The organism is Nostoc parmelioides FACHB-3921 (assembly GCF_014696625.1).
Lineage (GTDB): Bacteria > Cyanobacteriota > Cyanobacteriia > Cyanobacteriales > Nostocaceae > Trichormus > Trichormus parmelioides.
Genome location: NZ_JACJQL010000005.1, coordinates 68716 through 94226, shown reverse-complemented (window position 1 = coordinate 94226; position 25511 = coordinate 68716). Strand labels below are relative to the sequence as shown.

17 protein-coding genes are annotated in these 25511 nt (G+C 40.3%); 7 read left to right on the top strand and 10 right to left on the bottom strand.

Annotation, left to right across the window (positions count from 1 at the left end; translation table 11 throughout):
- Positions 1 to 712 precede the first annotated feature (712 nt).
- Positions 713 to 1771 carry a DUF1350 family protein gene (locus tag H6G14_RS05620; RefSeq protein ID WP_190566133.1) on the top strand — a complete coding sequence of 353 codons (1059 nt, stop codon included), beginning with the start codon at positions 713 to 715 and terminating at the stop codon, positions 1769 to 1771.
- Positions 1772 to 1967: 196 nt separating this feature from the next.
- On the opposite strand, the gene H6G14_RS05615 is transcribed toward H6G14_RS05620, so the two are convergent.
- Positions 1968 to 3242, bottom strand: a complete 1275-nt coding sequence (locus H6G14_RS05615) for a serine hydrolase (protein WP_190566132.1) — start codon at positions 3240 to 3242, stop codon at positions 1968 to 1970.
- A 709-nt stretch (positions 3243 to 3951) separates the two neighbouring features.
- On the opposite strand from H6G14_RS05615, the gene H6G14_RS05610 reads away from it, so the two are divergent.
- A complete protein-coding gene (locus H6G14_RS05610) occupies positions 3952 to 4659 on the top strand; it encodes a sugar transferase (RefSeq protein ID WP_190566131.1) in 708 nt (235 codons plus the stop codon).
- Here H6G14_RS05610 and H6G14_RS05605 read toward each other — a convergent pair whose 3' ends face one another.
- Both H6G14_RS05605 and H6G14_RS05600 read right to left on the bottom strand, forming a co-directional pair.
- Positions 4660 to 5499, bottom strand: coding sequence for a carbohydrate ABC transporter permease (locus H6G14_RS05605; protein ID WP_190566130.1), 840 nt, complete (start codon positions 5497 to 5499; stop codon positions 4660 to 4662).
- Between the two features lie 36 nt (positions 5500 to 5535).
- Entirely contained in the window at positions 5536 to 6123 is a 588-nt protein-coding gene (locus tag H6G14_RS05600) for a 5-formyltetrahydrofolate cyclo-ligase (protein ID WP_190566129.1), read from the bottom strand.
- Positions 6124 to 6282: 159 nt separating this feature from the next.
- Here H6G14_RS05600 and H6G14_RS05595 point away from each other — a divergent pair, with 159 nt between their 5' ends.
- Positions 6283 to 6921, top strand: a complete 639-nt coding sequence (locus H6G14_RS05595) for a histidine phosphatase family protein (protein ID WP_190566128.1) — start codon at positions 6283 to 6285, stop codon at positions 6919 to 6921.
- An 88-nt stretch (positions 6922 to 7009) separates the two neighbouring features.
- Here H6G14_RS05595 and H6G14_RS05590 read toward each other — a convergent pair whose 3' ends face one another.
- Positions 7010 to 8674 carry a sensor histidine kinase gene (locus tag H6G14_RS05590; protein ID WP_190566127.1) on the bottom strand — a complete coding sequence of 555 codons (1665 nt, stop codon included), beginning with the start codon at positions 8672 to 8674 and terminating at the stop codon, positions 7010 to 7012.
- Between the two features lie 833 nt (positions 8675 to 9507).
- Between H6G14_RS05590 and H6G14_RS05585 the strand changes: the two genes are divergently transcribed.
- Positions 9508 to 10212 carry a P-loop NTPase family protein gene (locus H6G14_RS05585; protein WP_190566126.1) on the top strand — a complete coding sequence of 235 codons (705 nt, stop codon included), beginning with the start codon at positions 9508 to 9510 and terminating at the stop codon, positions 10210 to 10212.
- A 346-nt stretch (positions 10213 to 10558) separates the two neighbouring features.
- Here the strand turns inward: H6G14_RS05585 and H6G14_RS05580 are convergent, their stop codons facing one another.
- From H6G14_RS05580 to H6G14_RS05560, 5 genes are all read right to left on the bottom strand, one after another.
- Positions 10559 to 12151, bottom strand: a complete 1593-nt coding sequence (locus tag H6G14_RS05580) for an iron uptake porin (RefSeq protein WP_190566125.1) — start codon at positions 12149 to 12151, stop codon at positions 10559 to 10561.
- A 147-nt stretch (positions 12152 to 12298) separates the two neighbouring features.
- Complete coding sequence (locus tag H6G14_RS05575) at positions 12299 to 13699, bottom strand: sugar porter family MFS transporter (RefSeq protein ID WP_190566124.1); 1401 nt, start codon at positions 13697 to 13699, stop codon at positions 12299 to 12301.
- 161 nt (positions 13700 to 13860) lie between these two features.
- Complete coding sequence (locus H6G14_RS05570; protein WP_190566123.1) at positions 13861 to 14859, bottom strand: ABC transporter permease subunit; 999 nt, start codon at positions 14857 to 14859, stop codon at positions 13861 to 13863.
- Positions 14856 to 16409 carry a sugar ABC transporter ATP-binding protein gene (locus tag H6G14_RS05565; RefSeq protein ID WP_190566122.1) on the bottom strand — a complete coding sequence of 518 codons (1554 nt, stop codon included), beginning with the start codon at positions 16407 to 16409 and terminating at the stop codon, positions 14856 to 14858. Before H6G14_RS05565 ends, H6G14_RS05570 begins: the two co-directional genes overlap by 4 nt.
- A 99-nt stretch (positions 16410 to 16508) precedes the next feature.
- Positions 16509 to 17540: an ABC transporter substrate-binding protein gene (locus H6G14_RS05560; RefSeq protein WP_190566121.1), complete on the bottom strand. Its 1032-nt coding sequence runs from the start codon at positions 17538 to 17540 to the stop codon at positions 16509 to 16511.
- Positions 17541 to 17945: 405 nt separating this feature from the next.
- Between H6G14_RS05560 and H6G14_RS05555 the strand changes: the two genes are divergently transcribed.
- On the top strand, positions 17946 to 18971 hold the full coding sequence (locus H6G14_RS05555) for a LacI family DNA-binding transcriptional regulator (protein ID WP_242053356.1): 1026 nt from the start codon (positions 17946 to 17948) through the stop codon (positions 18969 to 18971).
- A gap of 207 nt (positions 18972 to 19178) precedes the next feature.
- On the opposite strand, the gene H6G14_RS05550 is transcribed toward H6G14_RS05555, so the two are convergent.
- Positions 19179 to 20198: a tRNA-dihydrouridine synthase family protein gene (locus tag H6G14_RS05550; RefSeq protein ID WP_190566119.1), complete on the bottom strand. Its 1020-nt coding sequence runs from the start codon at positions 20196 to 20198 to the stop codon at positions 19179 to 19181.
- A gap of 578 nt (positions 20199 to 20776) precedes the next feature.
- On the opposite strand from H6G14_RS05550, the gene H6G14_RS05545 reads away from it, so the two are divergent.
- Positions 20777 to 23185 (top strand): EAL domain-containing protein, encoded by a 2409-nt coding sequence (locus H6G14_RS05545; RefSeq protein WP_242053355.1) that lies wholly within the window; start codon positions 20777 to 20779, stop codon positions 23183 to 23185.
- 567 nt (positions 23186 to 23752) lie between these two features.
- Positions 23753 to 25504 (top strand): diguanylate cyclase domain-containing protein, encoded by a 1752-nt coding sequence (locus tag H6G14_RS05540; RefSeq protein ID WP_199326064.1) that lies wholly within the window; start codon positions 23753 to 23755, stop codon positions 25502 to 25504.
- Positions 25505 to 25511: the final 7 nt, after the last annotated feature.

Genomic DNA, 25511 nt, shown 5'->3' with positions numbered 1-25511 from the left:
AGAAAATAAAGCCAGAATCAATCTTTTTAAGTTTATAAATCAACAGACATATACTCGATAGGTTAACAAACTATAGGACTAGTATTTGATTTGTGAAATATACATAGAGCAATGCCCGCCACAACCATGATACGGTGAGCATTGCCCACCCTACAGATACTTCAAGCATTTCCATAATCAAATCTGATTCCTATCGAAGAAGTGTAAAAACTAATTAATAGATTATGCTTACCATCCCCTCTTGTTTAACTACATAGGTTCATGAGTCGTCTTCAGGAATAACGACCTCTGCTGTTGTATCAAGACTTGTTGGTAAATTAGTTATGTCAAAAGTTAGTAATTAAAGCGATGTCTAAGAATTTATTGTAAACAATAATCACAAAACTTTGGCATTTTTATTTAGGCTAAAGTATGACATTATGAACCGATTACTAAACGGACGTAAATATTTTACTTCTGATGGCGACTTTAGTAATCATAAGATAACTAAAGTTTCATATTTGCAGAAGGACTTATTAGGACTTACGCATGAAAACGAAATGTCAAGGGTTTGGATAAGGGTGTAGGGGTATAAATGTTTGAAACCCTTACACCCGGTCTCAACAGAAAATTTTAGTGCGTAAGTCCTACTTATGAACAATTCAATTTAATCATGGTCTTCTCAATCTTGAGAATGTCCTCAATTTGTCGTGTTTATCAGGTATAAATAATTATGAAAGCAAAACTGAGGTTTCAACCTGTTTCTCATAGCTGGGTGGCTTTACATCCAAAACCCAAAGGTGTTATTCAATTTATTGGTGGGGCTTTCTTCGGTACTTTTGCCCCCATGCTATTCTATCGCTATTTATTACAATATCTATTTTATAACGGCTACACTATCATTCTTCTGCCTTTTAATTTTACTTTTAATCATTACGCAGAAGCAGGGTTTTTAATCAGGGAAGAATATGAAATTACCCCAGAGTTAATTAGAATGGCAAAGCTTGCTAATTATGATTATCAAGTTTATTTAAATGATCGGAAATTTTCCTGGATAGGACATAGTATTGGCTGTAAGTATATTGCTCTTTTGGAGGCTTTTTCAGCATTACCGCAACAGCCCAAAGAACTGGAAGAATTGATTCGTGATATCGTAACCAAAACATCAAACCCATCAGAGCAGGCGAAAAATGAACGCAAAATTCAAGCTATTGTCGAAAATCTAGAAGTCCTCATGAAGGATCTCCAGCAACAACGTGCTAAAGCAACCCAATTAATTAAATATTATCTTGGGTATGAGCCAGATACTTACTGGGATAGGATGGAAAATCCAAATATTGACAAAACTTTCTTTAAAAGCATCTTCATTAAAGGACAGACATCTATACTTTTAGCTCCTGTCAATACTGGTACTGATAGTGCAGTTCCCAAATTTTTAGCAAATATTATTGATAGATTAGGCTGGGGTGTTAAACCCAGTCCTCAAGAAACTTATGCTTTAATTCAAGCTACCAATCTCTTTAATCTTCTGGGATTGATTCGCTTCAAATCAGATAATATTGCTAAGTCAACGGGTGACTGGTTTATCAATGTTTTCAAAAAGCCACCAACAGATTTCCAGAATTATTTAGTCGGTGGTCACTTAAAACCTTTAGGTATTCGAGTCGGTGGTTATGTAGTGAATTTTCCCGATAGCTTACCTATTATTGAATCGCCCCAAAGACGCAGTTCTGAGTTGGAAATATATATAGATAAATTGCTTCAGGCTTTAGAAAAAGAACGACAACTATAGCAATTTTCATCATCTTTGCAACAAATAGATAACAGTAGGGGCGCACAGCAACACCCCTACTAAGCTAATGCGCGCCTAAATTGCATAAATACTAATAAGGGCTGTTGACTGTTAACTGTTAACGGTCAACAGCCTTCACGATGGATTATGCAACTTAAAAGCAGAATAGTTTAGCTCATATCCCATGAAGCTATAATCAGAAATTTCTCGCTGATGTTGGTTGGTCTAGATAGCCATATACTAGGCGAGAAACTTGATTGATGAAAGCTCTAGCTCTAGCATCACCAAAAGGCCTGGCTACTATGATGCCTGCCAAATAACGTTTACCAGAAGGTGTTTGGATAATTCCCGCGTCTCCTAAAACTCTTCCAAGAGTCCCTGTTTTATGGGCGATGACTGCACCTTTACCCAGGCCTACTGGCAACAAGCTTCTATTTTTACAGCGACTCATAATGTCCATAACCCGTGAGTTGCTGGTAGCACTTAGCAACTTATTGTTGGAAATCAAGGCGGCTAAACGCACTAAATCTTTAGGACTAGTTTTGTTAGTTCCTTTGAAATCTCCTAGCAAATTGCGAATGACTGTATTTTGTAGTCCCCAAGTGCGAAATCTTTGATTTAATCGATTTTTACCACCTAATCGGTCAATAATCATGTTCGTGGCGGTATTATCGCTGATAATCATCATTTTGCTAGCAGTTTCCATCAGCTTAAATCTACTGCCTGCTTTTCTATATTGCATCGTTCCCGAACCACCAGTCATCAAGTCACGCCGCATTACCAAAGTTTCATTTGGGTTAATTCTGCCAGCATCGATTTCTTCAAACAAAGCAATGAGAATCGGAAATTTAATTGTGCTGGCTGCGGCAAATGTTTTTTCTCCATTGATATCTAGATACTCGCCGGTTTCCATATCTAAGAAAAACATCCCGGCTGAGAGAGAACTATAGCGGTTCATCAATCGTTTAATTTGAGAATCTAGCTGTGATATTTCTCTACTTAAAGGAACAACTCCCGCAAATTCTAAATTATTACTGACAGGAATTGAGATTTTTTCTTCACCGGATACTGTATTATCAGATTCCTTCTTAATAGCTGAAAAATTAAGAATCCAATGTGAGGCAGAATCACCTTTAATTACTAACTTGTCGGGAGAGGTTGTATAACCTGGTGCTAACTCCACCACAATTCTGGCCGTGTTATTCTCAACCTTACCAATGCGAATTTCTCGCACGGCGGCTCCAAAATTTTTACGCTGTGTATTAGCTTTGAAACTTGTTCCTGGTAGGTCAATGACAATTCTGTCTGGATTATTAATTAAAAAAGCTCTGGGCTTAACTTCTGAATCAGTCGTGATATTTAGTTGATTCCGATTAGGATCAAATTTCCATGATTCTAAGCGAGCGGCATTTGCTGGAGTAGATAAAAGAATTGTGCTAATGAGGCCGAGTAAGAGAAAAGGTGACTTCATGCGTGTGAATTGTGAGGAGCTACAGAGATTATTTGCAATATTTTCCGGTGTTTTTTAAACTTTCCGGAAAGTGCTGTGGGAAGGTGATATTTTTGCCTATTTTCTGACATCGAGACGTTTGCAGATGCAAATAGTTCCACTGCAAACTCAAGACATTAAAGCTGATACTTTAGCCTTTGTAGTAACAATTGGTCAATGGTAAATCAACCTATTATGTTAGACACGGTTGCGAAATTGATTGGCAGTAGGCAAAGAAAACAAAAGAAGCCTGAAGCTGCTTTTGCTTTAACTTGCACATCTTTTCATATTGACGGTTGACATTTAACCGTCAACTGTCAACAAACCATACGAGTGAGTGTGTAATTTAAAAAGGTCAATGGTTTATCAAGATTACAATAAATCTTGACTCCATAAATCAAAAATCACCTCAGTTTGACAAAAAATTTTCCCAGATGGAGGCTGTACCTAAAATTATTCAGTTGTGTGGGGTAGTTTTGACTAGTACTGATCTATGGCGCAGCGATCGCCTCCATATTTTGCTGAATATACTTAATTAAAACATAACCAAAACTTAAAATGCCCCAGTCAAATTAAAAGATTGTATGAACTACGGGCAGTAAATTTCTAATGCCAGTGACTTTTTGTGTATATTTACACCTAGCATAGAATAATTTATTTGACCAAAAACTGAAAATTTAACTTTACAGTCATGTCCGTACCCGATTTTACACCTGAGCCGGAACATTTTACTATGGATAGATTAGCTATCGTGAATCATCCAACAAATGCGGACTTTTTACAACAGCCTGTACACTATTCAACTATTAGCGTTAGAAAAAGATTAATTGATATTATTGGTGCTATTGTGGGGCTGATAATTACAGCTATTATCACAGTTCCCATCGCTATACTTACTATTATTAATGATCCTGGCCCCATATTTTATTCTCAAATTCGTTGCGGTCTGAACGGTAGACATTTCCGCATTTGGAAATTTCGGTCTATGGTGGTTAACGCCGATAAAGTTAAGCATTTGGTAAAAAACCAAGCTCAGGGTCACATATTTAAATCGGTGAATGACCCACGTATCACCCCTATGGGTAAATTTTTGCGTCGTACCAGCTTAGATGAGTTTCCCCAATTTTGGAATGTTCTGATAGGGGATATGAGTTTAGTGGGAACCCGTCCACCCACACCTGATGAAGTCGTTCATTATGAACCACGTCACTGGGAAAGATTACGGGTTAAACCAGGAATGACGGGAGAATGGCAAACTAAGGGTCGTTCCAATATTAAAGATTTTGAAACTATCGTACAGATGGATTTAGATTATCAACGTAAGTGGTCTATAACTTATGACCTCAATCTGATATTGAAAACCGTGTGGGTAGTGCTGAAAAAAAGCGGTGCTTGTTAGTTAACCTTTCACACCACTACCAATATCTGTTTCTACGATGTAACGCTGTAGTATGAGAAATAATATCAGTACAGGGGCGATCGCAATTACGGAACCAGCCGCAACCAAACGCCAGTCAAGAGAAAACGTCCCCGCCAGTTTCGCCACACCCAAAGGTAAGGTATACAAATTCTCATCTTGAATCACAATCAACGGCCATAGAAAGTCACTCCAAGCGCCGATAAATACGAAAATAGCCAGAGTTACCAATGCTGGTCTGACAGCAGGTAACATAACATGCCACCATAAGCCTAACTCCGAACTACCATCCATCCTGGCAGCTTCTTCTATTTCTTTGGGAACACCCATAAAAGCTTGTCTTAAAAGGAAAATACCAAAAGCAGAAGCCAAGCTGGGAAACATCATACCGAGATAAGTATTACGTAAGCCCAACTGCACAGTCAAAATGTACAGTGGTATCATCACGATTTGGAAGGGAATCATAATCGTAGAAACGATCGCAATAAAAATCCAGTCCCTCCCCGGAAATGATAGCCTTGCTAAGGGGTAAGCGGCTAAGGAGCAAAATAACAGATTTAACCCTACAGTCAGTACGGATACTAAAGTACTGTTATATAAATATTGTCCAAATGGTAGAGAATTCCACACCTTAAAAAAATTATCTACAGTCGGTTGACTTGGTAATAACTGCGGTGGAGACTGAAAGATATTTTCTGTAGGTGATTTTAAAGCAGTGCTGATGAGCCACAACAGAGGGAAGAGAGTGATTAAGGCGATCGCACCTAACAAACCATACATTACCAGCGTTCGCCAGGGTGAATTTTGCGTTTTCCAATTCATTCTGTTCGTTAACAGTTGACGGTTGACAGTTAGCCGTTAACTATTAACATGAAAAGATGTTTCTGTCAAGACTGCTTGTAAAGGCTGATCCCAATTTTCTATGGGTAATTGAGGCAAATAAGCAAAATCAAAAACAATGCCGATAGTAGGCTTTTTTGACCATTCTGGAGAACTCAGTAGGCGATCGTAGTATCCCCCACCGTAGCCTAAACGGTATCCTTGATAGTTACAAGCAACACTGGGAACAAGAATTAAATCAACTTCCTCAGGGTCTATGGTTGGTGCTTGTGGATCAGGCTCTTTGATACCGTAAGCGTTGATAATTAAGGAATCTTGAGGTATCCAACTATGCCATCTGAGGGATTGATCAACGCAGCGAGGAAATCCCCAACGGTGGTGAGTATGGACAAATAAGGAGCTAAGATCAGGTTCTTGACGAAAGCTGAAATAGGCAAGTACTGTTTTTGCTTGGGTAAAAACAGTGGATGATTGTAATAGATGAGAGATGCGATCGCTCTTTTCTCTCCATTCTCCAACAGACATGGACTGTCTAGTTTTGATTAAACTCCGGCGTAATTGAGATTTAGTTAATACTTGATGGTCATTCACTGCGTTTAAATTCAAGAATGAGGTAAGCTAATGCGCGCCCAAATTGTATAACTACTAATAAGGGTTGTTGACTGTTGACTGTTAACGGTCAACAGTTAACAGCTATACATACTCGATTGTGAGATTGATGATAGTTTATTTCTGCACTCCCTTATTCCAATCGCAATATAAGCTATGACACTGAATTTATATTTACTGCGACATGGAGAAACGACTTTTAGTCAAAGTGGTAATTTCTGCGGTGAAACTGATGCGGATTTGACCTCTGAAGGGGTGCAGATGGCAGAGAGTTTTGCCCATGTTTATCAAAAATTGAAGTGGGAAGCGGTTTATGCTAGTCCGATGAAGCGCACAATTGCCACAGCCAAGCCATTTTGTGATGCTATCGGTATGGAAATGCAGTTGCGTGACGGACTTAGAGAAGGTAGTTACGGCGAATGGGAAACTAAGAGTAAATCTTTTGCCCAAGAGAATTATGCCCAAAACTATGTCAAATGGTTGACAGAACCCGCTTGGAATGCACCAATAGGTGGAGAAACGGCGGTAGATATCGCTAACCGTTCTATGCCTGTCATTGCTGAAATTCAGGAAAAACACCCCCAAGGAAATGTTTTAGTAGTTTCTCATAAAGCCACGATTCGGATTATGCTTTGTAGCTTACTGGGAATTGACTTGGGACGCTATCGCTATCGGGTGAATATTTTGGTCGCGTCGGTAAGTATGGTAAAGTTTGACGTTAATGGCCCTTTGCTCGAAATATTAGGCGATCGCCATCATATACCCGATCATCTTCGCTTTCGTCCGGGAACATAACATTCCCTAGCGGCAGTTTGTCCAGAAACTATTAGACTTGTCCGACAACTCCAAAGCCCAGGGACACCTATTTTTACTTCGGCAATTGTTAAATACCGATATCTAATTTGGTAGATAAATTCTGCATAATAGGAATTTCAATGACAAATTCTGTACCTTGTTTTTCAGTAGAATTACAATACAGCTTTCCAGTATGCTTATCCACAATAATCTGGTAACTAATTGATAATCCTATGCCAGTACCTTGACCTAATGGCTTAGTTGTAAAAAACGGATTAAATAATTTGTCGCGGTTATTTTCTGGAATACCTGTACCATTATCGATAATCCGAATTTGTATCCAAGATTCATTCATTTGATGAGTGCAAATCCGAATTATGGCAGGGCTATTCTTAATTTCATCCTCTGTGCTTTGCCAATTATATTCATGTAAAGCATCTATGGCATTAACAAGAATATTCATAAATACCTGATTGAGTAAACCAGGATAACATTCAACCAATGGTAATGAAGTATATTCTTTAATTAGCAAAATTTCTGGATGTTGGTCTGTAGACATCAATCGGTGAGATAGAATCATCAGAGTGCTATCAATTCCTTCATGAATATCGACTGATTTAATTTCGGCTTCGTCAAGGCGAGAAAAGTTCCGTAGGGATTTAACAATTTTCTCAACTCTATTGGTGCCATATTCTATAGAGTTTAGGATTTTGATAAAATCTCCTTGGATAAATTCTAAATCGATATCGTTAATTTGTGCTTGGATAATATCGGGGGGTTGGGTGTAATACTCTTGATAATTTTGGATTAAATTTAATAAATCTTGAGAATATTCCTTTACATAACTAACGTTGTTTTTAACGAAAGTAATTGGATTATTGATTTCATGGGCAATACCAGCCACCATTTCACCCAAGGATGACATTTTTTCGGTTTGAATTAGTTGAAGTTGAGTTTGTTGTAATTCTTGTAATGTTTGGGTTAATTGATCATTTTTAGATCGCAATTCTTTTGACCTTTTTTCTACGCGCATCTCTAATTCATGATTGAGATCCTTGAGCGTTATTTGAGCTATCTTACTAGTTCTTAGATAATTTTTTAATAAACGTAATACCAATAACCATGAAGGTATAAGAAAAGCTAAACTAGTAACTGAGCCACCAACTGACCACAATAGATATATTTTATATTTTAAGATTCTTTCATCTATCAGTATAGCGATCGCTTGATTTATTTTATTCACACCAGATGCGTACTTTCGTTTCTCTGATTCATATTGTGAACTTAATAAAAGTGTTTTTGCAGCTAGCATTTGGCCTTTTCTTACTAAATCGAAAGATTTATATTCCATCTCCACTAAACGTTTATTTGCTAAATCAGTTTCTTTAGCATCTTGATTATTATAAACTTCGGGAGCAAGTTGAATAGATTCTTTGATTACCGCATCTAATAAAGGTTCAAATTGACGATATCTTTTTTCCCATATAGAATTACCTGTAACAGCATTCATGCGTGCTGACATTGTCAGAACTTCATCATAATAAGTAATTTTTTCGCTAAGACTCTGTAGCCTTAGTTCATTTTTGATAATACTATTAAAATCATTGTAAGCTTGCCAAGTAACCCATGTTTGCGGCAAAAATAATATAAGAGTTAGTACAACAGTGATAGTAATTAATTGAGACGGCAACAGTTTAAATGGGAGACGCAGCAATTTTAAAAAAATTGATTTAATATTTAGCTTCTGAAACATGGTGAGAATATATATTAATTTTCGTAAAATACTTAATCTAGATTAATATTTGGTAAATATCTAAATCAAATTTGATTGCTAAAAAGACAAGATTAAATAGTACATGAGAACTATATTAGGCTACTCTCTGCTTAACCCAATGCAAAATTTTTTCGCACTATTTTGATCATGTTATCTGATCAGGCTATGTTAGCGATCGCATAACCGAGAAAGGCTTCGATGATCCTAACTTTAATTTTGGCAAACACGCTACAAATAGCCAATTTTAGACAAAAATTAAACCAAATTTTCATATTAAGCTATTCTGCTTTTAAGTTGCACAATCCATCGTGATGGCTGTTAACTGTTGACAGTTGACAGTTGACAGTTGATAGTCCTTATTAGTAGTTATACAATTTGGGCGCGCATTAGCTTATCTGTGTTTATCCTTGCCTCCGTGTGTTCTCTTAATCTTGACGAGAGAAAAGTAAAACCGAGTAAGAGCAAGAAACAGAGGATTTTGATCTCACATTTAGAGGAAGTATCAATGATTTTATCGCCAGTTATTCCAGAGGGATATATGGAAATCAGCAGGGATAGTAAAGTTATGTTACGCAGATGGGCTAAACCATGAATTTGAGATTGCCGCAGGCTCAACTATAAACACTATGATATGGTGGGCATTGCCTAGCATACAGATACTTCGATTTGTTCAAGAATTAAATCGGATTCTTATACTAAGCTATAACGTCATCCAAAGATGATATTTGCACGGTGCGGCAAATTTTTGCTCAACATTAACCCTGATAAAATCAGGAAATCAATACTAGGTTTAATGATAAAGAGGTGCAGCTATGCCAACAATTCATTTGATAGATGGAGAAAAGGGAGGGGTAGGAAAGTCTTTAGTAGCTAGAACGATGATTCAGTATTGTCTGGATAATAATATGCCATTTGTACCTGTAGAAACCGATAGGTCAAATCCAGATGTAGCTGGGGTGTACAAAGGTATATGTCAGTATGCGGTATTTACAGAGGATGAAAAGCACGCAGATAAGGCGGATAAAATTTTTGAGATAGCAATGAATAAAACAGTGATTGCTAATCTTGCGGCTCAATCTCATAGAGCAGTTAAGGGATGGATTGAGAAGAATCATTTAATTGAACTAGGAGAGTCGCAAGGGGTTGATTTTTGTAAGTGGTTTGTGTCAACAGGAGGGTATGACAGTCTCAATCTATTTAAGCAGTCTGTAAATAGTTATGGTGGTAAAGTTCCTCATATATTAGTGAAAAATCTCGGTCTATGCGATGACTGGGAACACGTAAACTCAGATGCAACAATCCAAGAAGTGGTAAAAAAATATAATGTTAAGGCTATAGACTTTCCCAAACTTGCGTATAAAGAAAGAAATATAATAGACCAGCATAGATTAACCTTTGCAGATGCCAGAGAGTATAAAGAATTTGGCATCATCAGCAAACAGAGAGTGGTAAATTTTCTCAAGCTTGCCTATGCTTCTTTTGAAACCGTGGGTATTTGGTATGAAGAAGTTAAATGATGGAGCAACACAGGTAATAAATATCTGTTTCACTTAATTCACGTTAATCCATTAAATCCTCTCCACTCAGGGAGGTTTTTTTGTGCAGAGATTGTCATCTAAACATCACAAGTTTAAGATTTATTACTTAAGAGAATTTGCTCATGGTAAAAATACCAATCATCACTGCTTTCATTAGTTTTAGTCGAAAATGCAGTATATTTACTGAGATATTTTATGCCGTATTCAGATAAACTCTATTCACTCTAAGTTATTACTTACTTAGTTTTACATACTACTGCTCTTTCTGAAATTGCCTAATCAATGCACCTACTCGTTAGGTGCATTTGTTTTGTCAGTGGCTTACTTAGAAATCGAATGTTGTACGAACTACTCCCACATATTGAGTATCGTTATTGCGATTATTTTCTGGGTTAAGAATCATCCAAAAGCCAGGAGTTATAGATATATTATCGTTAAGTCGCCAACGATAGAAGGCTTCTAGGTGGTAAGAGTTATCACTTTCTTCACGGACGTTACTGTTAGAAACACGCGGTGGCAAACCAAAGAGAATTCCTGGTAAATTGCCCTTACCACCGACATCAGGAAATGACAGACCAATTGCCCCAAACCAGGCATTAGCATTATCACCACTGTTGACGAACAGAGAATCAGTAGCACCCCTGCCATTAGAGATATCACTAAAACCAGAGTTCTTGGCAGTCGCCCAAATATACCCGCCCCAAGCGTGAATTTGGAATTTGGGGGAAAAGCGATAGTATCCCTGTACACCAACAATACTGTTAGAAGTAGCAATACTGTTGCCAAAGGGGGCGCTGGATAAGGCGCTACCTCTACCGGCAGTGATGTCCACAGTGCCAGGAGGGTTGTATCCATGAGAATAGGCAACACCAATTGCTCCTTGCTGTCCGTAATAGACTAGATGGGCTAGAGCATTGTAGCCGCCATCAAATAAACCATTGGTGGGTGTGGGGTTGTTGGGACTGTTGGCTAAATAGCCGAGAGTTAAAACTAAATCTTTACGAATCCTCCAGTTAGCTGCTGCGCCACCTCCACCCCGCTCGAACAGTAAACTATTTTTACCAAATAATGAGGGAATCCCATTACCATCATCGGCGATCGTGGCAGGAGTCACGTTATCTGTGATGTCGTTGTAGCCAATACCTGTGGGGCCGACGACGAAGGAGAGGGAATCACTAACGGGGAAGTAGTAACGGATGTGGGGGACGAAAAGTGTATTGTTGCTGTCATTATCGAAGTTTAGGCGCGTCATCCCTGTGCCTGTGGCGGCGGCTATTTGGCTGGAGCCATTGGTATTAGCAAAGTTGCCAAACTCTAGCCGGACTCGCAATAAATCTTTGCCTGTGAAACTGCTCTCCAAATTGAGACGACCACGAGTTGCAAAAAATAGGTTAGATTCATCGCGCGTACTACCTACTTTGTTGCCAAAGGTATCGCTAATGGCAGTAATAATTTGAGCATTCAGCCTAGTGGTGGTGGAAAACTGCTGCTGTTCCAGCGTCTCTGTCCGTGCTTCTAAATTATCTACTCGACCGCGTAGGGTTGTCAATTCTGTGGCAAAATCTGTTTGTAATTTTTGTAATACGGACAAATCTGCTTTACTGACTAAATCGCCGGTAGCTGTGGCAATTAACTCATTGATGCGATTCAAGCAAGCATTTATACCTGCGGCGAATTCATAACGGCTTAAGGCGCGATTACCCCTATAAATAGAATTAGGATAACCTGCAATACAGCCGTAGCGTTCTACTAATGATTGCAATGCTGCAAATGCCCAATCGGTTGGTTGGACATCGGAAAACTGGGAAACTGATGTGACTTGTCCTTGTAAGGTGTCAACATTATTTGAGGGTTCTGCCCAGACTGCGGTCGATGTCAACAATAAGAGCGGAACACTGCACAAAAGATGTTTCAGCATTGGATGTAGTATGGTATTTGGCTAGAATTGGGTAAAAATCTGCATTACAAATTAGAAACCTCTCTTTATATCTGCATTTGAGAGATTTCAACTTGTGTATTATTGGGACTTACAAAACTGTTCCTTATTCCCGGTTACTTTCCTTACTTACATATCTTCTAATTCAATCCCTTTGGTTTCCTTAATAAAAAAGAGAACGAAAAAGATGGAGATAGCCGCCGCAATTGTATAGAGTCCGTAGGCAGAACCCAAGCCAAAATATTGCAGGATGGGCGGGAATGTGGTGGAAACGGCGAAATTTGCTACCCATTGCATAGCAGCCGCAAGCGAAAGCGCCGCAGCCCGAATTTTGTTATTAAACATTTCTCCCAACAGTACCCAGGTGACTGGCCCCCAGGAGAAACCGAAGCAAAATACATAGAGGTTGGCGGCAAAAAGAGCCATAATACCTGCACTTCCGGTCAGTGTAGGGTTGCCCGCCGCATCAGTCGGAGCGGCGCTAAAAATCGCAGCCATCGTTCCCAAGGTCACGGTCATGCCGATAGACCCTAGAATTAGCAGAGGTTTGCGACCAAATTTATCTACGAAGGCGATCGCTACTAGTGTTGTAATAATATTGACTGCTGCTGTGATCACGGTGATCGTGAGAGAATCTTTTTCAGAAAACCCGACGGCTCGCCACAAAACGCTGCTGTAGTAAAAGATGACATTAATGCCAACAAATTGCTGGAGTAAAGATAAGCCGATGCCGATCCAAACAATTGGCAGGAGTCCGCCACTCCGGCGTAAAAGGTCAGAAAACTGTGGCTGGCGTTCCCGCATCACTGTTTGGCGAATTTCGGCAATTTTTGCCATGACATTACCGCCCAAAATCTTGCCGAGAACATTAGCCGCTTCTGGCTCCCTTCCTTGGGCAACCAAGTACCGGGGAGATTCGGGAATCATCAAAGCTGCCATTCCATAAAGCACGGCTGGGGGAATTTCTGTCCAAAACATCCACCGCCAAGCGGCTATACCAAACAAAAATGGCGACTCAGCTGAACCTGCTGATACAGCTATAAAGTAGTCGCATAACAAGGCGATGAAAATCCCTACCACGATCGCTAGTTGTTGGAGTGATCCTAGTCTGCCCCGCAAATGGGTGGGAGAACATTCGGCAATATAAGCTGGGGCAATCACGCTAGCAGCACCGACGGCTAGCCCACCTAATAGTCGCCAAAAGGTAAAATCCCAGATGGTGATGGGAAGTCCAGAGCCAATGGCACTGATGGTAAATAAAACTGAAGCCACGAGCATTGCCTTAACTCGGCCATATCGGTCGGCAATCTTCCCTGCATAGAAGGCTCCTACGGCAGACCCCAACAATGCTAGAGATACTGCCAAGCCAGTCTGCAAACTGTTGGCATTAAAAGCTTTGGACAGCGCTGCAACTGCACCGTTGATGACGGCGGTATCAAAACCGAATAGAAAGCCACCAAGGGCAGCAGCACCGGCAATCATAATCACATAGAAGGTGTTGGATTTACGACGTTCTGTAGTGAATGTCATATTTATATCTCTTATAAAAAGTTTGGCGTTGCTCAATTAGGATTGGATTTATTCACGCAGAGGCGCAGAGACGCAGAGAAGAGAGGGAGAGGAGGAAAGATAAGAAGGAGGGTGTGGGGGGAAAGTCGTTGAGTAAGTTCTGCTCTCTGCTCCCTGCTTTTTTACCGTCGGGAACGTCTGCGGAGTCTGTCAATCATGACTGCGGCGATAATTACTAGTCCTTTGACGACTAGTTGCCAGAAGAAAGACATATTTAATAGGGTCAAACCGTTGTTGAGAACGGCGATGATTAATGCGCCAAGGAGTGTGCCGCCTATGGTGCCGATGCCGCCTGTGAAGCTGGTTCCACCAAGAATTACGGCAGCGATCGCATCTAATTCGTAGCTCTGTCCTAACATCCCGGTGGCGCTATAGAGGCGGCTGGCGCTCATAATTCCGGCTAAACCCGCTAGTAATCCGCTCAAACCATAAACAAATAGCAACACGCGATTGACTTTAATTCCTGTTAATCGTGCGGCGCGTTCGTTACCACCAACTGCATATATCTGCACACCCAAAACAGTTTGCCTGAGGACGAACCAACTCACGGCGACAGTCAATAGGGCAATGATGACTAACCAGGGAAGGAAGCCTACATAGCTATTACCTATCCAGGCAAAATTGATATTACGATTAATTACTGTTGTCCCATTGGCGATTAAAAAGGCAGTACCCCGCAAGGCAGTGAGTGAACCCAAGGTGACAATAAAGGGCGGCACATCTAGGAAGGTGATGAGAGCGCCATTGAGTAAACCCAAAAGTAATCCTGTCAGTAAACCAACAGGTATAGCAGCCCAACCTATAGCGGGAAGCAGTGATACTAAAACAGTAACTACCGCAGACACCGCTAAGATTGACCCCACAGAAAGGTCTATACCGCCAGTGAGAATCACAAAGGTCATCCCGGTTGCCAGCACAATATTGATTGAGGCTTGACGTAAAATGTTGATGGCGTTGCCGGCTGTGGGAAAGTTGGGGCTAAGGAAAGAAAATAAGATGCAGATGATTACCAGGATTGGCAAAATCCCGACAACTTGTAGGAGATTATTGATTGATTGACGCTGGGGTGATTTGGGATGCTCACTTGGTCTTTTGTTGGCAGGTCTTAAGGTTTGACTCATGATGCGGTTACCTCCGATGCTCCAGTTGCATAGTGCATAATGTTTTCTTGGGTGATTTCTTTGCCGGGGCTATTGTCTAGTTCACCTACTAGTTGTCCTTCTCGCATCACTAAAACGCGATCGCTCAAGCCAACAATCTCTGGTAGTTCGCTGGAAACCATGAGAATTGCCACCCCTTGGGCTGATAAGTCGCTGATAATGCGGTAAATTTCACTTTTGGCTCCGATATCTACGCCCCTTGTTGGCTCATCTAGCATCAAGACTCTGGGATTGATGGCTAACCAACGCGCCAGGAGCAGTTTTTGTTGATTTCCACCGGAAAGATCCACGGCTCTAATTTCTAAGTTCGCCAAGCGGATATGGAAGTTTTCTACTGCATCCGAGGCAATCTTATTGACTGAACCCCAGTTAACGATGCCCCCCTTTGCATCTTGCTTGAGTCTATTCAAGCCAATGTTCTTACGGGAACTCATCTCCAGAAATAAACCTTGGTCTTTGCGGTCTTCTGGGACATAGCCAATCCCGGCAGCGATCGCATCACTAGGTGAATTAATCGCTAGTTTTTTGCCATTTAAAAATACTTCACCGCTTACTTTGCGATCTGCGCCAAAAATCAGCCGGGATACCTCTGTGCGTCCTGCACCAACTAACCCAGAGAGTCCGAGAATTTCCCCAGCCCGCAGTTGAAAACTCGCTGGTTGGACTTTGCGCCCATCACTGATATTCCTAACTTCTAGCACCACTGGGCCGGGATTTGTTTGCCGTTGATGTTCATAAAAGTCCTGCATGGAACGACCGACCATCATCTGTACCAATCGCTGGGGAGAAATTTCATCACGGGTCAAACTGCCGATGTATTGACCATCCCGTAGTACACTAATCCGGTCAGCTAGGGCATAGATTTCTTCCATGCGATGACTGATGTAGATAATGGCAATGCCATCATTGCGGAGTTTGCGAATCACCTCAAACAAACGCTCAGTCTCGCGGTCAGACAGTGCGGCTGTTGGTTCATCCATTACCAAAATCCGGCTATTGTCTTTCAAGGCTCTAGCAATTTCTACTTGCTGCTGTTCGGCGATCGCCAAAGTGCCGACAATATCATTGGGTGCAAAACTAGTCCCCAAGCTTGCTAACACTTGCTGGGCTTCGATTTCCATCGCTTTGCGGTCTAAAAATTGACCCCGTTTTAACTCGCTTCCCATAAAAATGTTTTCGGTAACGGTTAAATTGGGTGCGACATTCAATTCTTGATAAATCAGATTGATACCCGCTTTACGCGCTGTTCCCGGATCGGTAATTTTCACCCCTTTACCATTGATGCGAATCTCCCCTTCATCGGCAATATAAGCCCCAGCGAGAATTTTCATCAATGTGCTTTTACCAGCCCCATTTTCACCCATGAGGGCGTGAACCTCCCCCGGATAAATGGTGAGATTGACACCTTGCAAAGCCGCGACACCATGAAATCGTTTCCCAATCCCCTGCATTTCTAATACAGGGGTGGCAGTTGCAGGCGGAGAAAAATTTGTTTTAATATTTGTTGTCATGATTATTAAATGTTGACTGTTGACCGTTGACTGTTAACTGTCAGCAGTCAACATTCAACGAACCTCATGATTGATTGTGTAAAAGGTGTAATAGCTTAATTACCAGCCTGTCGATGTACTAACGTTCTCTTTCGTAATCAACTTGGCGGGAATCAAAATATTTGGTGATTCAGGCTTTTTGCCATTTAAAATGTCGTTGCCTACCTGAACGGCTTTTTGCGTCATCCCTCTGGGATTTTGCGTCGCTGTTGCGGCATATAGACTATCTCCAGAGGCGATCGCTTCTATGGCTTCTGGCGCACCGTCAACTCCCACAATGAAAAAGTCTTGGCGTTTGGCTTGGTTGGCGGCGAGGTCTACTCCCACACCACTAGGATCGTTGATGGCAAAGACAGCATCAATCCTGGGAAAAGTTACCAGCAAATCGCTCATCACCCTGAGTCCGCCATCTCTGCTACCTTCTGCGTTCTGGTCTTTAGAAAGTAGTTTGATATCGGGATATTTGGCTAATACTTTCAAGCAGCCTTCCACTCGCTGAATTACCGATGTTACTGGCGGCCCGTTGACTATGACTACATTACCTTTGCCTTTGAGGCGATCGGCTATGTATTGGCAGCTAATTTCTCCAGCTTGCACATTATTGGTGGTGACGGTAGCATCTATGTCTGCTTCTATTGCCGTATCTACTGCAATGACAACCTTACCTGCTTGCCTTGCTTGGTCAACGGCTGGTCTGATTCCTTTACTGTCAGCAGCATTGATGATAATTAGGTCAGTATTAGCAGCAACGAAATTCTCAATTTGGTTGAATTGCTGGTTCAGGTCATAGCCACTAGAAACTACAGTTACTCTGACATCCTCACCACCGATTTTCTTGGCTTCTTTCTCGGCTCCCTGGGCCATGACAACGAAGAAAGGGTTACTCAAATCGCCCAGGGTAACACCAACCGATCGCAATTTATGCCGAGATTCATTGTTGGTCTGGGTATTAGCATCAGTGTTAGCAGCCCTTTGGCTATTGGGAGAAATGTTTGTGCAGCTGACAAGAGTACCACTGACAATACTTAATAACATTGCTGCGTAGACGCGTAGCAGCTTGTCTTTAGACATCGCTTGTTTTTTCACATCCATCTATATCCTAAGTAGAAAAACTGGGAGAAATTTAAATATGTGTAGAAAAGTTAACTAGATTAAAACCCACTTTAATCGTCCCTTTTCGCGGGTATTTTCTGCCTTATCCTAACGATAGATATTTATGCCGACCTGTTTTGAAAATAGGGATGAGGGATTCAAGAGTGGGGGTATGGGCGTAAGGGTGTAATGACTGAGGGGAAAGACTTTTTCATATTTGGTTATGAGATTTTTTGGTGAATAGTTGACTTGTAAAGTTTTGCGTACTGAGTATTGAGTTTTAGTCCACAAGAATTATTGAAATGGGTTATGCACAGGTGTGCATAACCTATGCTTTTTATCTTTGCACACCTGTGCATAAAATATATGTTAAGTTTATTTACGTTACCTACAGCAATACTGAAAATGAGTGAACGAAAGATTTCCATTGAAGATATTGCTCGAAAAGCAGGCGTTTCTCATTCCACAGTTTCACGAGCTTTACGAGACAGTCCCCTAATTAGTTCTCAGGTACGGGAGGACATCAAAAAACTCGCACAGGAGATGAACTATGTCCCTAATGCGATCGCTAAAAGTTTACAAACTCAACGCACTTATACTGTTGGGGTAGTGGTCACTTCCATTGCTGATCCCTTTTTTGGTGAGTTAGTAGAAGGAATTGAACAGATTGCCAGACTTGCAGGCTTAAATGTTTTGTTAAGTGCTTCACACGGAGATTTTGAGCAAGAAATAGGAGCTATCGAGAACTTTCATTATCGGAGAGTGGACGGTATCTTGGTAGCGGACTCACGAATTAGTAAACAGTACACCAAACAGTTAACACAATTTACTGTGCCAACAGTTCTAATTAATATTGACACCGAAGATCAAGGCAAAACATTTCACTCAGTAGCTATAGATGATCGCTTAGGTGGCTCTTTAGCAGTAGAACATTTAATCGAGATGGGACACACTTCTATTGCCTATCTAGGGGTGGGTGATGGCAGCAAGGCAGATCAACAGCGTTTAGAAGGATATAGAATAGCTATGAACCAAGCAGGTCTACCACAAAATCCGGCTTGGGTGGCAATTAACCAAGACCCAAAAATCATCAACGATATTGATATTGGCAAAAAAATGCTACCTCAACTAGTTGAAGCTGGTGTAACTGGCATTTTTTGTTACAACGATATGGTAGCAATTGGCGCTCTTTTAGCTTGTAAAGAACTAAGTATTTCCGTGCCAGAAGATTTAAGCCTCGTGGGATTTGATAACATTGCTCTGAGCAGTTATATTACCCCACCCCTAACAACAGTCAGCCAACGAATGTTAGAAATGGGTGAGTCTGCAATGACGATGTTAGTTGACCTATTACAAGGTAAAGCCGTAGAAAATCTGCTTTTATCTCCTTTTTTAGTCAAAAGAGATAGTACTAGGACTTACGCAGTATGACTAATTTTCTGGTTTTTTTGTCAATAGTCAAAATCAAGGTTTTTGGAATGTGGACTATTTACTATTGACCGAAGAGGTAGAGGAACAGAGAAGTGAAGATACTTTCTCCCCTGCTCCCTGCTCCCCGGCTTCTTATATTTCTCCCCTGCTTCTCTTCTTCCCCTACCTCCCCTGCTCTCTTTGGTGATTGTCTACGGTGGGGAGTAGTTATACGCCTGAGTAAGGTGCTAAGGCTAAAGTTTGCGTTCGATCACTAAGCAGAAAGCGATCGCAAAGGTTAAACATTTCCACCTCGGTCTGCGTCCGTCGCATCAGCCGCAGGAACTGACCTTCAACATCAACACTCAGGGCAATATAATTGAGGAACATTTTTAAGTAGCCTACGCGCGATCGCTCTGGCATAGTTGCGGCTGTCGGGGTTTGCCATAAACGATCAATATAGTTGCGTACCTCTGCTAAAGGAACAGGGGTAATTGGCTCTTTGCGTAAAGCCTGGCGAATTTGATGAAATAGCCACGGATTCCCAATCGCCCAGCGTCCCACCATCACACCCGCCGCACCTGTTTGCTCTAGTACTTCTAGGGCAGTTGCGGCGGAGTGAATATTGCCATTAGCCAGTACTGGACAATCCACCCGTTTCACAGCTTCCGCAATCAAATCATATTTCACTGCCCCGTGGTACATATCTTTGACTGTGCGACCATGCAAACTCAGCAAATCAATGTTGTGGCAATTGACGATATCAAGAATTTCGTAAAAGGTGTCTGTATTTTCAAAGCCTACCCGCATCTTGACTGTTAAAGGGCGATCGCTCACGGCTTGACGCAATTCTGCCAAAATCTGCTCCACCTTAGCTGGTGAGAGTAGCAATCCACCCCCGACATTTTTACGATAGATTCTTGGTGCGGGACAGCCCATGTTCAAATCAACTCCAGCGATATTGTAGCGGCAGAGTTCCTTTGCGGTTCTCACTAAGTCGGGAATGCTTTCGCCAATCATTTGGGCAAAAACAGGGCGACCCGTATCATTTTCGGTAATGGCTGACAGAATACCACGATTAAGACGTGAGGTATCATTTACGCGAAAATACTCTGTAAAGAAGTAGTCAGGACTACCATAGTGGGCAATGACCTTCATAAACCAGAGGTTGGTCACATCCTGCATGGGTGCAAGAGCGGTGAGGGGTTGGTCTTTCTGAAGCGATTGGGGAAGCGATACCTGGGACATAGACATTCCAGCGATCGACAAAGCATCACTGTATCAAAAAATGGTTACTGTAATTCCAGTCTTTTATCTACCAATTAGACAAGAGGTTTAGCTTGATTTTAGTCTTCGAGTTAGCAAAGCAATGATAATTTTCACTACAAAGCACTTTTCGTAGGTAAACCGGATGAAAAAATAAACCCTTTGACTCTAGCAATGGTAATGCCAGTTTTTGCCCCAAACAATTTAATGTAACATTTAAATATCAAGCAGACAACATTCTTGGAGAGGAATCTATTTACTTTATCTGTAATATATAATACTTGACTTAGATATAAATTAATAACTTATGTCTGTTTACAAGCCTACGTGAGCTAGTAGGTTTTGCTAGATTTTACTGTAATTAGTTGAATCATCATTAAATACTACTACTAAAATTCAAATAAAAATTCTTGAAAAGAAGATATTGAATGAACTGGGATATCTTTGCCATATATTTTTATTTTTTTTAATTAAAAAATTAACTTTTAGAATAGGCACAAAAAATGAACTGGTCTATTTACAAAAAAAATAACAATATTTTTGTAGTAGCAGTAATAATCATGTTTATTATTGGTGTTGCCTCTTATCTAAGCCTACTGGAGTACAGAAAAAACGCTCAGTTGGTAATACACACCCGTGAAGTACTCGAAAAAACTCAAGAATTAATATCCCATGTAAGTGATGCCGAAACTGGGCAACGAGGTTATCTTCTCACGGGTAAACCCGCATATCTAGAGCCTTATCATAGAGCAGCTGATGAGATTGGTCAAAAAATAAAATTTTTAGGTCAATTGACTGTAGATAACCCCAGCCAACAAGAACGAATAACTATACTTAAGCCTTTAATTAGTAGAAAGCTAACTTTGCTTGAACAGACAATTAAATTAAGGAATAACGAGAAGTTAGAAGCTGCTTTAAAAATAGTTCACACGGATGAAGGACAGCAGCTAATGGATAAAATCCGGCTGATTATTAAAGCTATAGAAAATGAAGAAAATGATTTATTGAAACAGCGTTCAATAGAAACAAGCGACAGTGCTTATCGGACTACTTGGCTGATTATTTCTGGTAGCATATTAGCTGCCATTTTAGTTAGTTTAGCGAATCTTATTATTAATCAAGAACTTACTAAACGCCAACGCATAGAAAAATTCCTCCAAAAAGCTCATGATGAATTAGAAAGTAAAGTTAAGGAGCGGACTTCTGAAATTATCAGAACCAACAATAAACTAAAATCTGAAATTAATGAACATAAACAAACTTTAGAGACATTAGCTCATAGTCAAAAAGAATTCAAAGCTGTCGTAGAGAACACACCAGATATTATTGCCAGGTTTAATCGTCAATTGTGTTATGTTTACGTTAATCCCGCTATTGAAAAAATTACAGGAATATTAGCCCAAAAATTCATCGGCAAGACTAACATACAGTTGAATCTACCACAAGAAATTTGTCGAATCTGGGATTATAAACTCCAGCGAGTTTTCAAAACTGGGCAACAAACTGAGTTTGAAAGCAATTTACCTACAGCCTGGGGGACAAAACATTACCATACTCGTCTTGTTCCTGAGTTAGCTAAAGATAGTTCAGTAGAATTTGTTTTAAGCATCGCTCGTGACATTACTGCTCTCAAGCAAGCAGAAGCGAAATTAATTCATGATGCTTTTCATGATTCACTAACTGGACTGCCAAATCGTGCTTTATTTGTGGAAAGGTTGGAACGATCGCTAGCAGTAGCTAAACGTCATCCAGACTACAGATTTGCTGTTCTATTCCTTGACGTGGATCGTTTTAAAGTTGTCAACGATAGTCTTGGCCACATGATTGGAGATCAATTGCTAAGTGCGCTGGCACGTAGATTAGAAATGTGCTTGCGTGCTGGAGACACCGTTGCCCGTATAGGAGGAGATGAATTTACAATCCTATTAGATGATCTTAAAGACTTAAACGATGTAATAAATGTAGTCAACAGAATAAATATGGCTCTGACAGGAGCCTTCAACCTCAGTGGACACGAAGTATTTAGTACCATCAGCATTGGTATCACCCTAAGCACAACTACTTATAATCTAGCTGAGGAACTTATCCGTGATGCCGACATTGCCATGTACCGTGCTAAAGCCTTAGGAAAAGCACGCCATGAAATATTTGATTTTAGTATGTACAGCCAAGCTGCCCAGCTACTACAGTTAGAAATGGATTTACGACGGGCAGTTGAACGCCAAGAGTTTCAGGTTCATTATCAACCAATTGTTTCCCTAGAAACCTACAAAATTATCGGCTTCGAGGCTCTCGTACGCTGGCAACATCCTCAACATGGGCTTGTTTCTCCAGAAAGGTTTATTTCATTAGCAGAAGAAACTGGGCTGATTGTGCCAATTGGTTATTGGGTGTTACGCGAAGCTTGTCGTCAGATGCGAGCTTGGCAATTGGAATTTCCTGCTCACCCACCCTTAACTATCAGTGTCAATATTTCTAGTAAACAGTTTTGCCAACCCAATTTGATTGAGCAAATTCACCAAATCCTGCAAGATACGGGTTTAGAAGCCAGTAGTCTCAAATTGGAGATTACGGAAACCGTATTGATGGAAAATTATGAATCCGCCACTGCTATGCTTTTGCAATTGCAGGAGATGAATATTCAGTTACACCTAGATGATTTTGGTATAGGTTATTCATCTTTGAGTTACCTGCACCGTTTTCCCTCTAGTGCATTGAAGATTGATCGTTCATTTGTCATCAACATTGGTGCTAATGGAAAGAACTTGGAAATTGTGCAGGCGATTATTTCCCTAGCACATAGTCTCAATATAGATGTCATAGCAGAGGGTGTAGAAACGATGGATCAATTAAGACAGTTGCAAATAAAAAAATGCAAACACGCACAAGGATACATTTTCTCTCAGCCACTTGATAGCCAATCTGTAGATACATTAATCGCATCAAGCTTGCCCTTTAAGCTCAATTAATCCCTGTTAGCTACGTTTGATTTGTTGACTATCTGATTCTACTTAACACTTCTGATTTTGAACTAGATGCTGATTACTATATGTAAGCGAAATCTCCAAAAAATCTATCTGCATATAGTTAGATTCTCAGTACAATGGCAGATTGAAAAAAAATGAATAAAATGCTGTCTCAATGTATATATTGAATTATACTCAAAAGTTCATCATTAATTAAAATAGAAATTAAAATAGATGAGTTAAATAATAAAAAAATATTTCATCAATTCGAGGTAATTGCTAAGAGGTTATTTATAAAGCAAAAATCAAATTTCCCCAGGGGAGCCAGTGCGTTACGGAGGTTCTCTCCGTTGTAGCAACTAGCATTGTGTTAGGCATGGATTTCGATTTCATTAGTCATGAAAAAATAAATTTAAGCGCTTAACGTACCGTATTATGTAGCAGTGCGTAAGTCATGGACATAACACAAAGGCAATAAAGCGGGAAGAACATCTACACCACCTTTTGCCTCCCCTACTGAATATTTACTTTATCAATAGTTTCTAATAGTATTGCTATCCTAAATGACTAATGGAAATTATTTACTGGAATTGTATAATTGCTCATGGTATCACCGCATTTTCATACTTTGGCATCCCCATAGTAATAGCGGTTTTATTTAGCAAAACTAAAGCAACTATCCCTTCTAAATTTTGGCTAGCCTTTTTCTTATCAGGCGCATTCGTACTATTTTGTGGATTTCATCACTTTTTGGCGATTTTTGAACAACATATACCAGTGTCTTCCCTGCACTTAGGTATACTCAACATCATGGCGTTTATCTCTTTGTCTACCTTATTGTGGTTGATGCCGACTGCTTATCAAATTGTAGAGGTGATTGCTAAATTTCAAGAAGATGCCCGCGAGCTTCAGCGAAGCCAGCAGATGCAACAGCTATTTTTAGATCAAGGCCCATTTGGAGCCTATATCAAAGATGAGCAATCTAGAGTGCTTTACTACAACAAAGAAATGCAGTCTAGATTTTTGGTCGGGCCAATTGAATGGCTAGGCAAAACAGATAGTGAATTCTTGCCAGATCCAGAACAAGGGCGGCTGGTAATGGTAAATGATCAACTCGTTTTGAAAACTCTACGCCCATTGAAGTTGATTGAAGAAGTAAAGACACCAGGTAATGAACAACCATACTACTGGCTATCTTTTAAATTTCCTTTTAGTGACCATATTACGGGAGAACGTCGCATCGGCGGGATTAGCATAGATATTACAGAATCTGTGGAAGCGCAGCGAGTGATCGCGGATTTAAGTCGGCAGTTAGAAGAAAAAACACTAACATTAGAAGCCAAAAATCAGCAAGTTACATATCTGTCAGATATGGTAAATATGCTTTATACTTGCGAGTCTGAAGATGAAGTTTATCAAGTGGTAGCTTTAACTTGTACTAAACTTTTTCCTAGTATGAATGGCTGTATCAATATAATTGCTAATTCCAAGAATTATGTTGAGATGAAAAGTTTTTGGGGAAGCAAAAAACAAAGTAAAGAAATATTTTTGCAGTCGGAGTGTTGGGCATTACGCAGGAGTAAATCAAACTTGTTATCGCCTCATCATCCAGGAGTAATGTGCAGCCATTTAATACATCCAGTTAGTGGCGCACATTTGTGTATCCCATTGTTAGGACAAATTGAAGTAGTTGGGTTTTTACACATTCATTCTCTGGAAGAAATCGGCTCAGAAAAACAACAAATTGCTGAGATAATTGCTAGATACTTAGCGTTTGCACTCAATAATCTTTTGATAAAACAACGTCTAACCAATGATAACTTGCGGGATGGTTTAACTAAACTCTTTAATCCTAGCTATATGCAGACCATCACAGATCAAAGGCTAGCAGAAGCTGAACGGTTGGGACAATTTATAGGTATTGTTTTCCTTGATATTGATAACTTCAAATCTTACAACTCGCGCTATGGTCATTTAACGGCTAACATGGCTCTTCAGGCTTTAGCAAACTTACTTTTAACATCTATTCGCTCCTTTGATATTCCTTGCAGATGGGGTGGTGACGAATTTGTGATTGTCATACCTAATGTTACAATGGAAACACTAACTGAGCGAGTAGAACAACTAAGAACAGATATTTCTCAAATGCAGATCAAGGATGGTGATCAGATCCTCGAAAGTATCACCGCCTCTTTTGGAATAGCTATATCAGAGCCTGGTATTACAGTTAAGGATTTGCTGAGTCGAGCAAATCAGGCAATGCTTGAGGGCAAGCGAACAACAAAGAATCAGGTTGTTGCATACAGACACACCGATAATTAAATTTTTT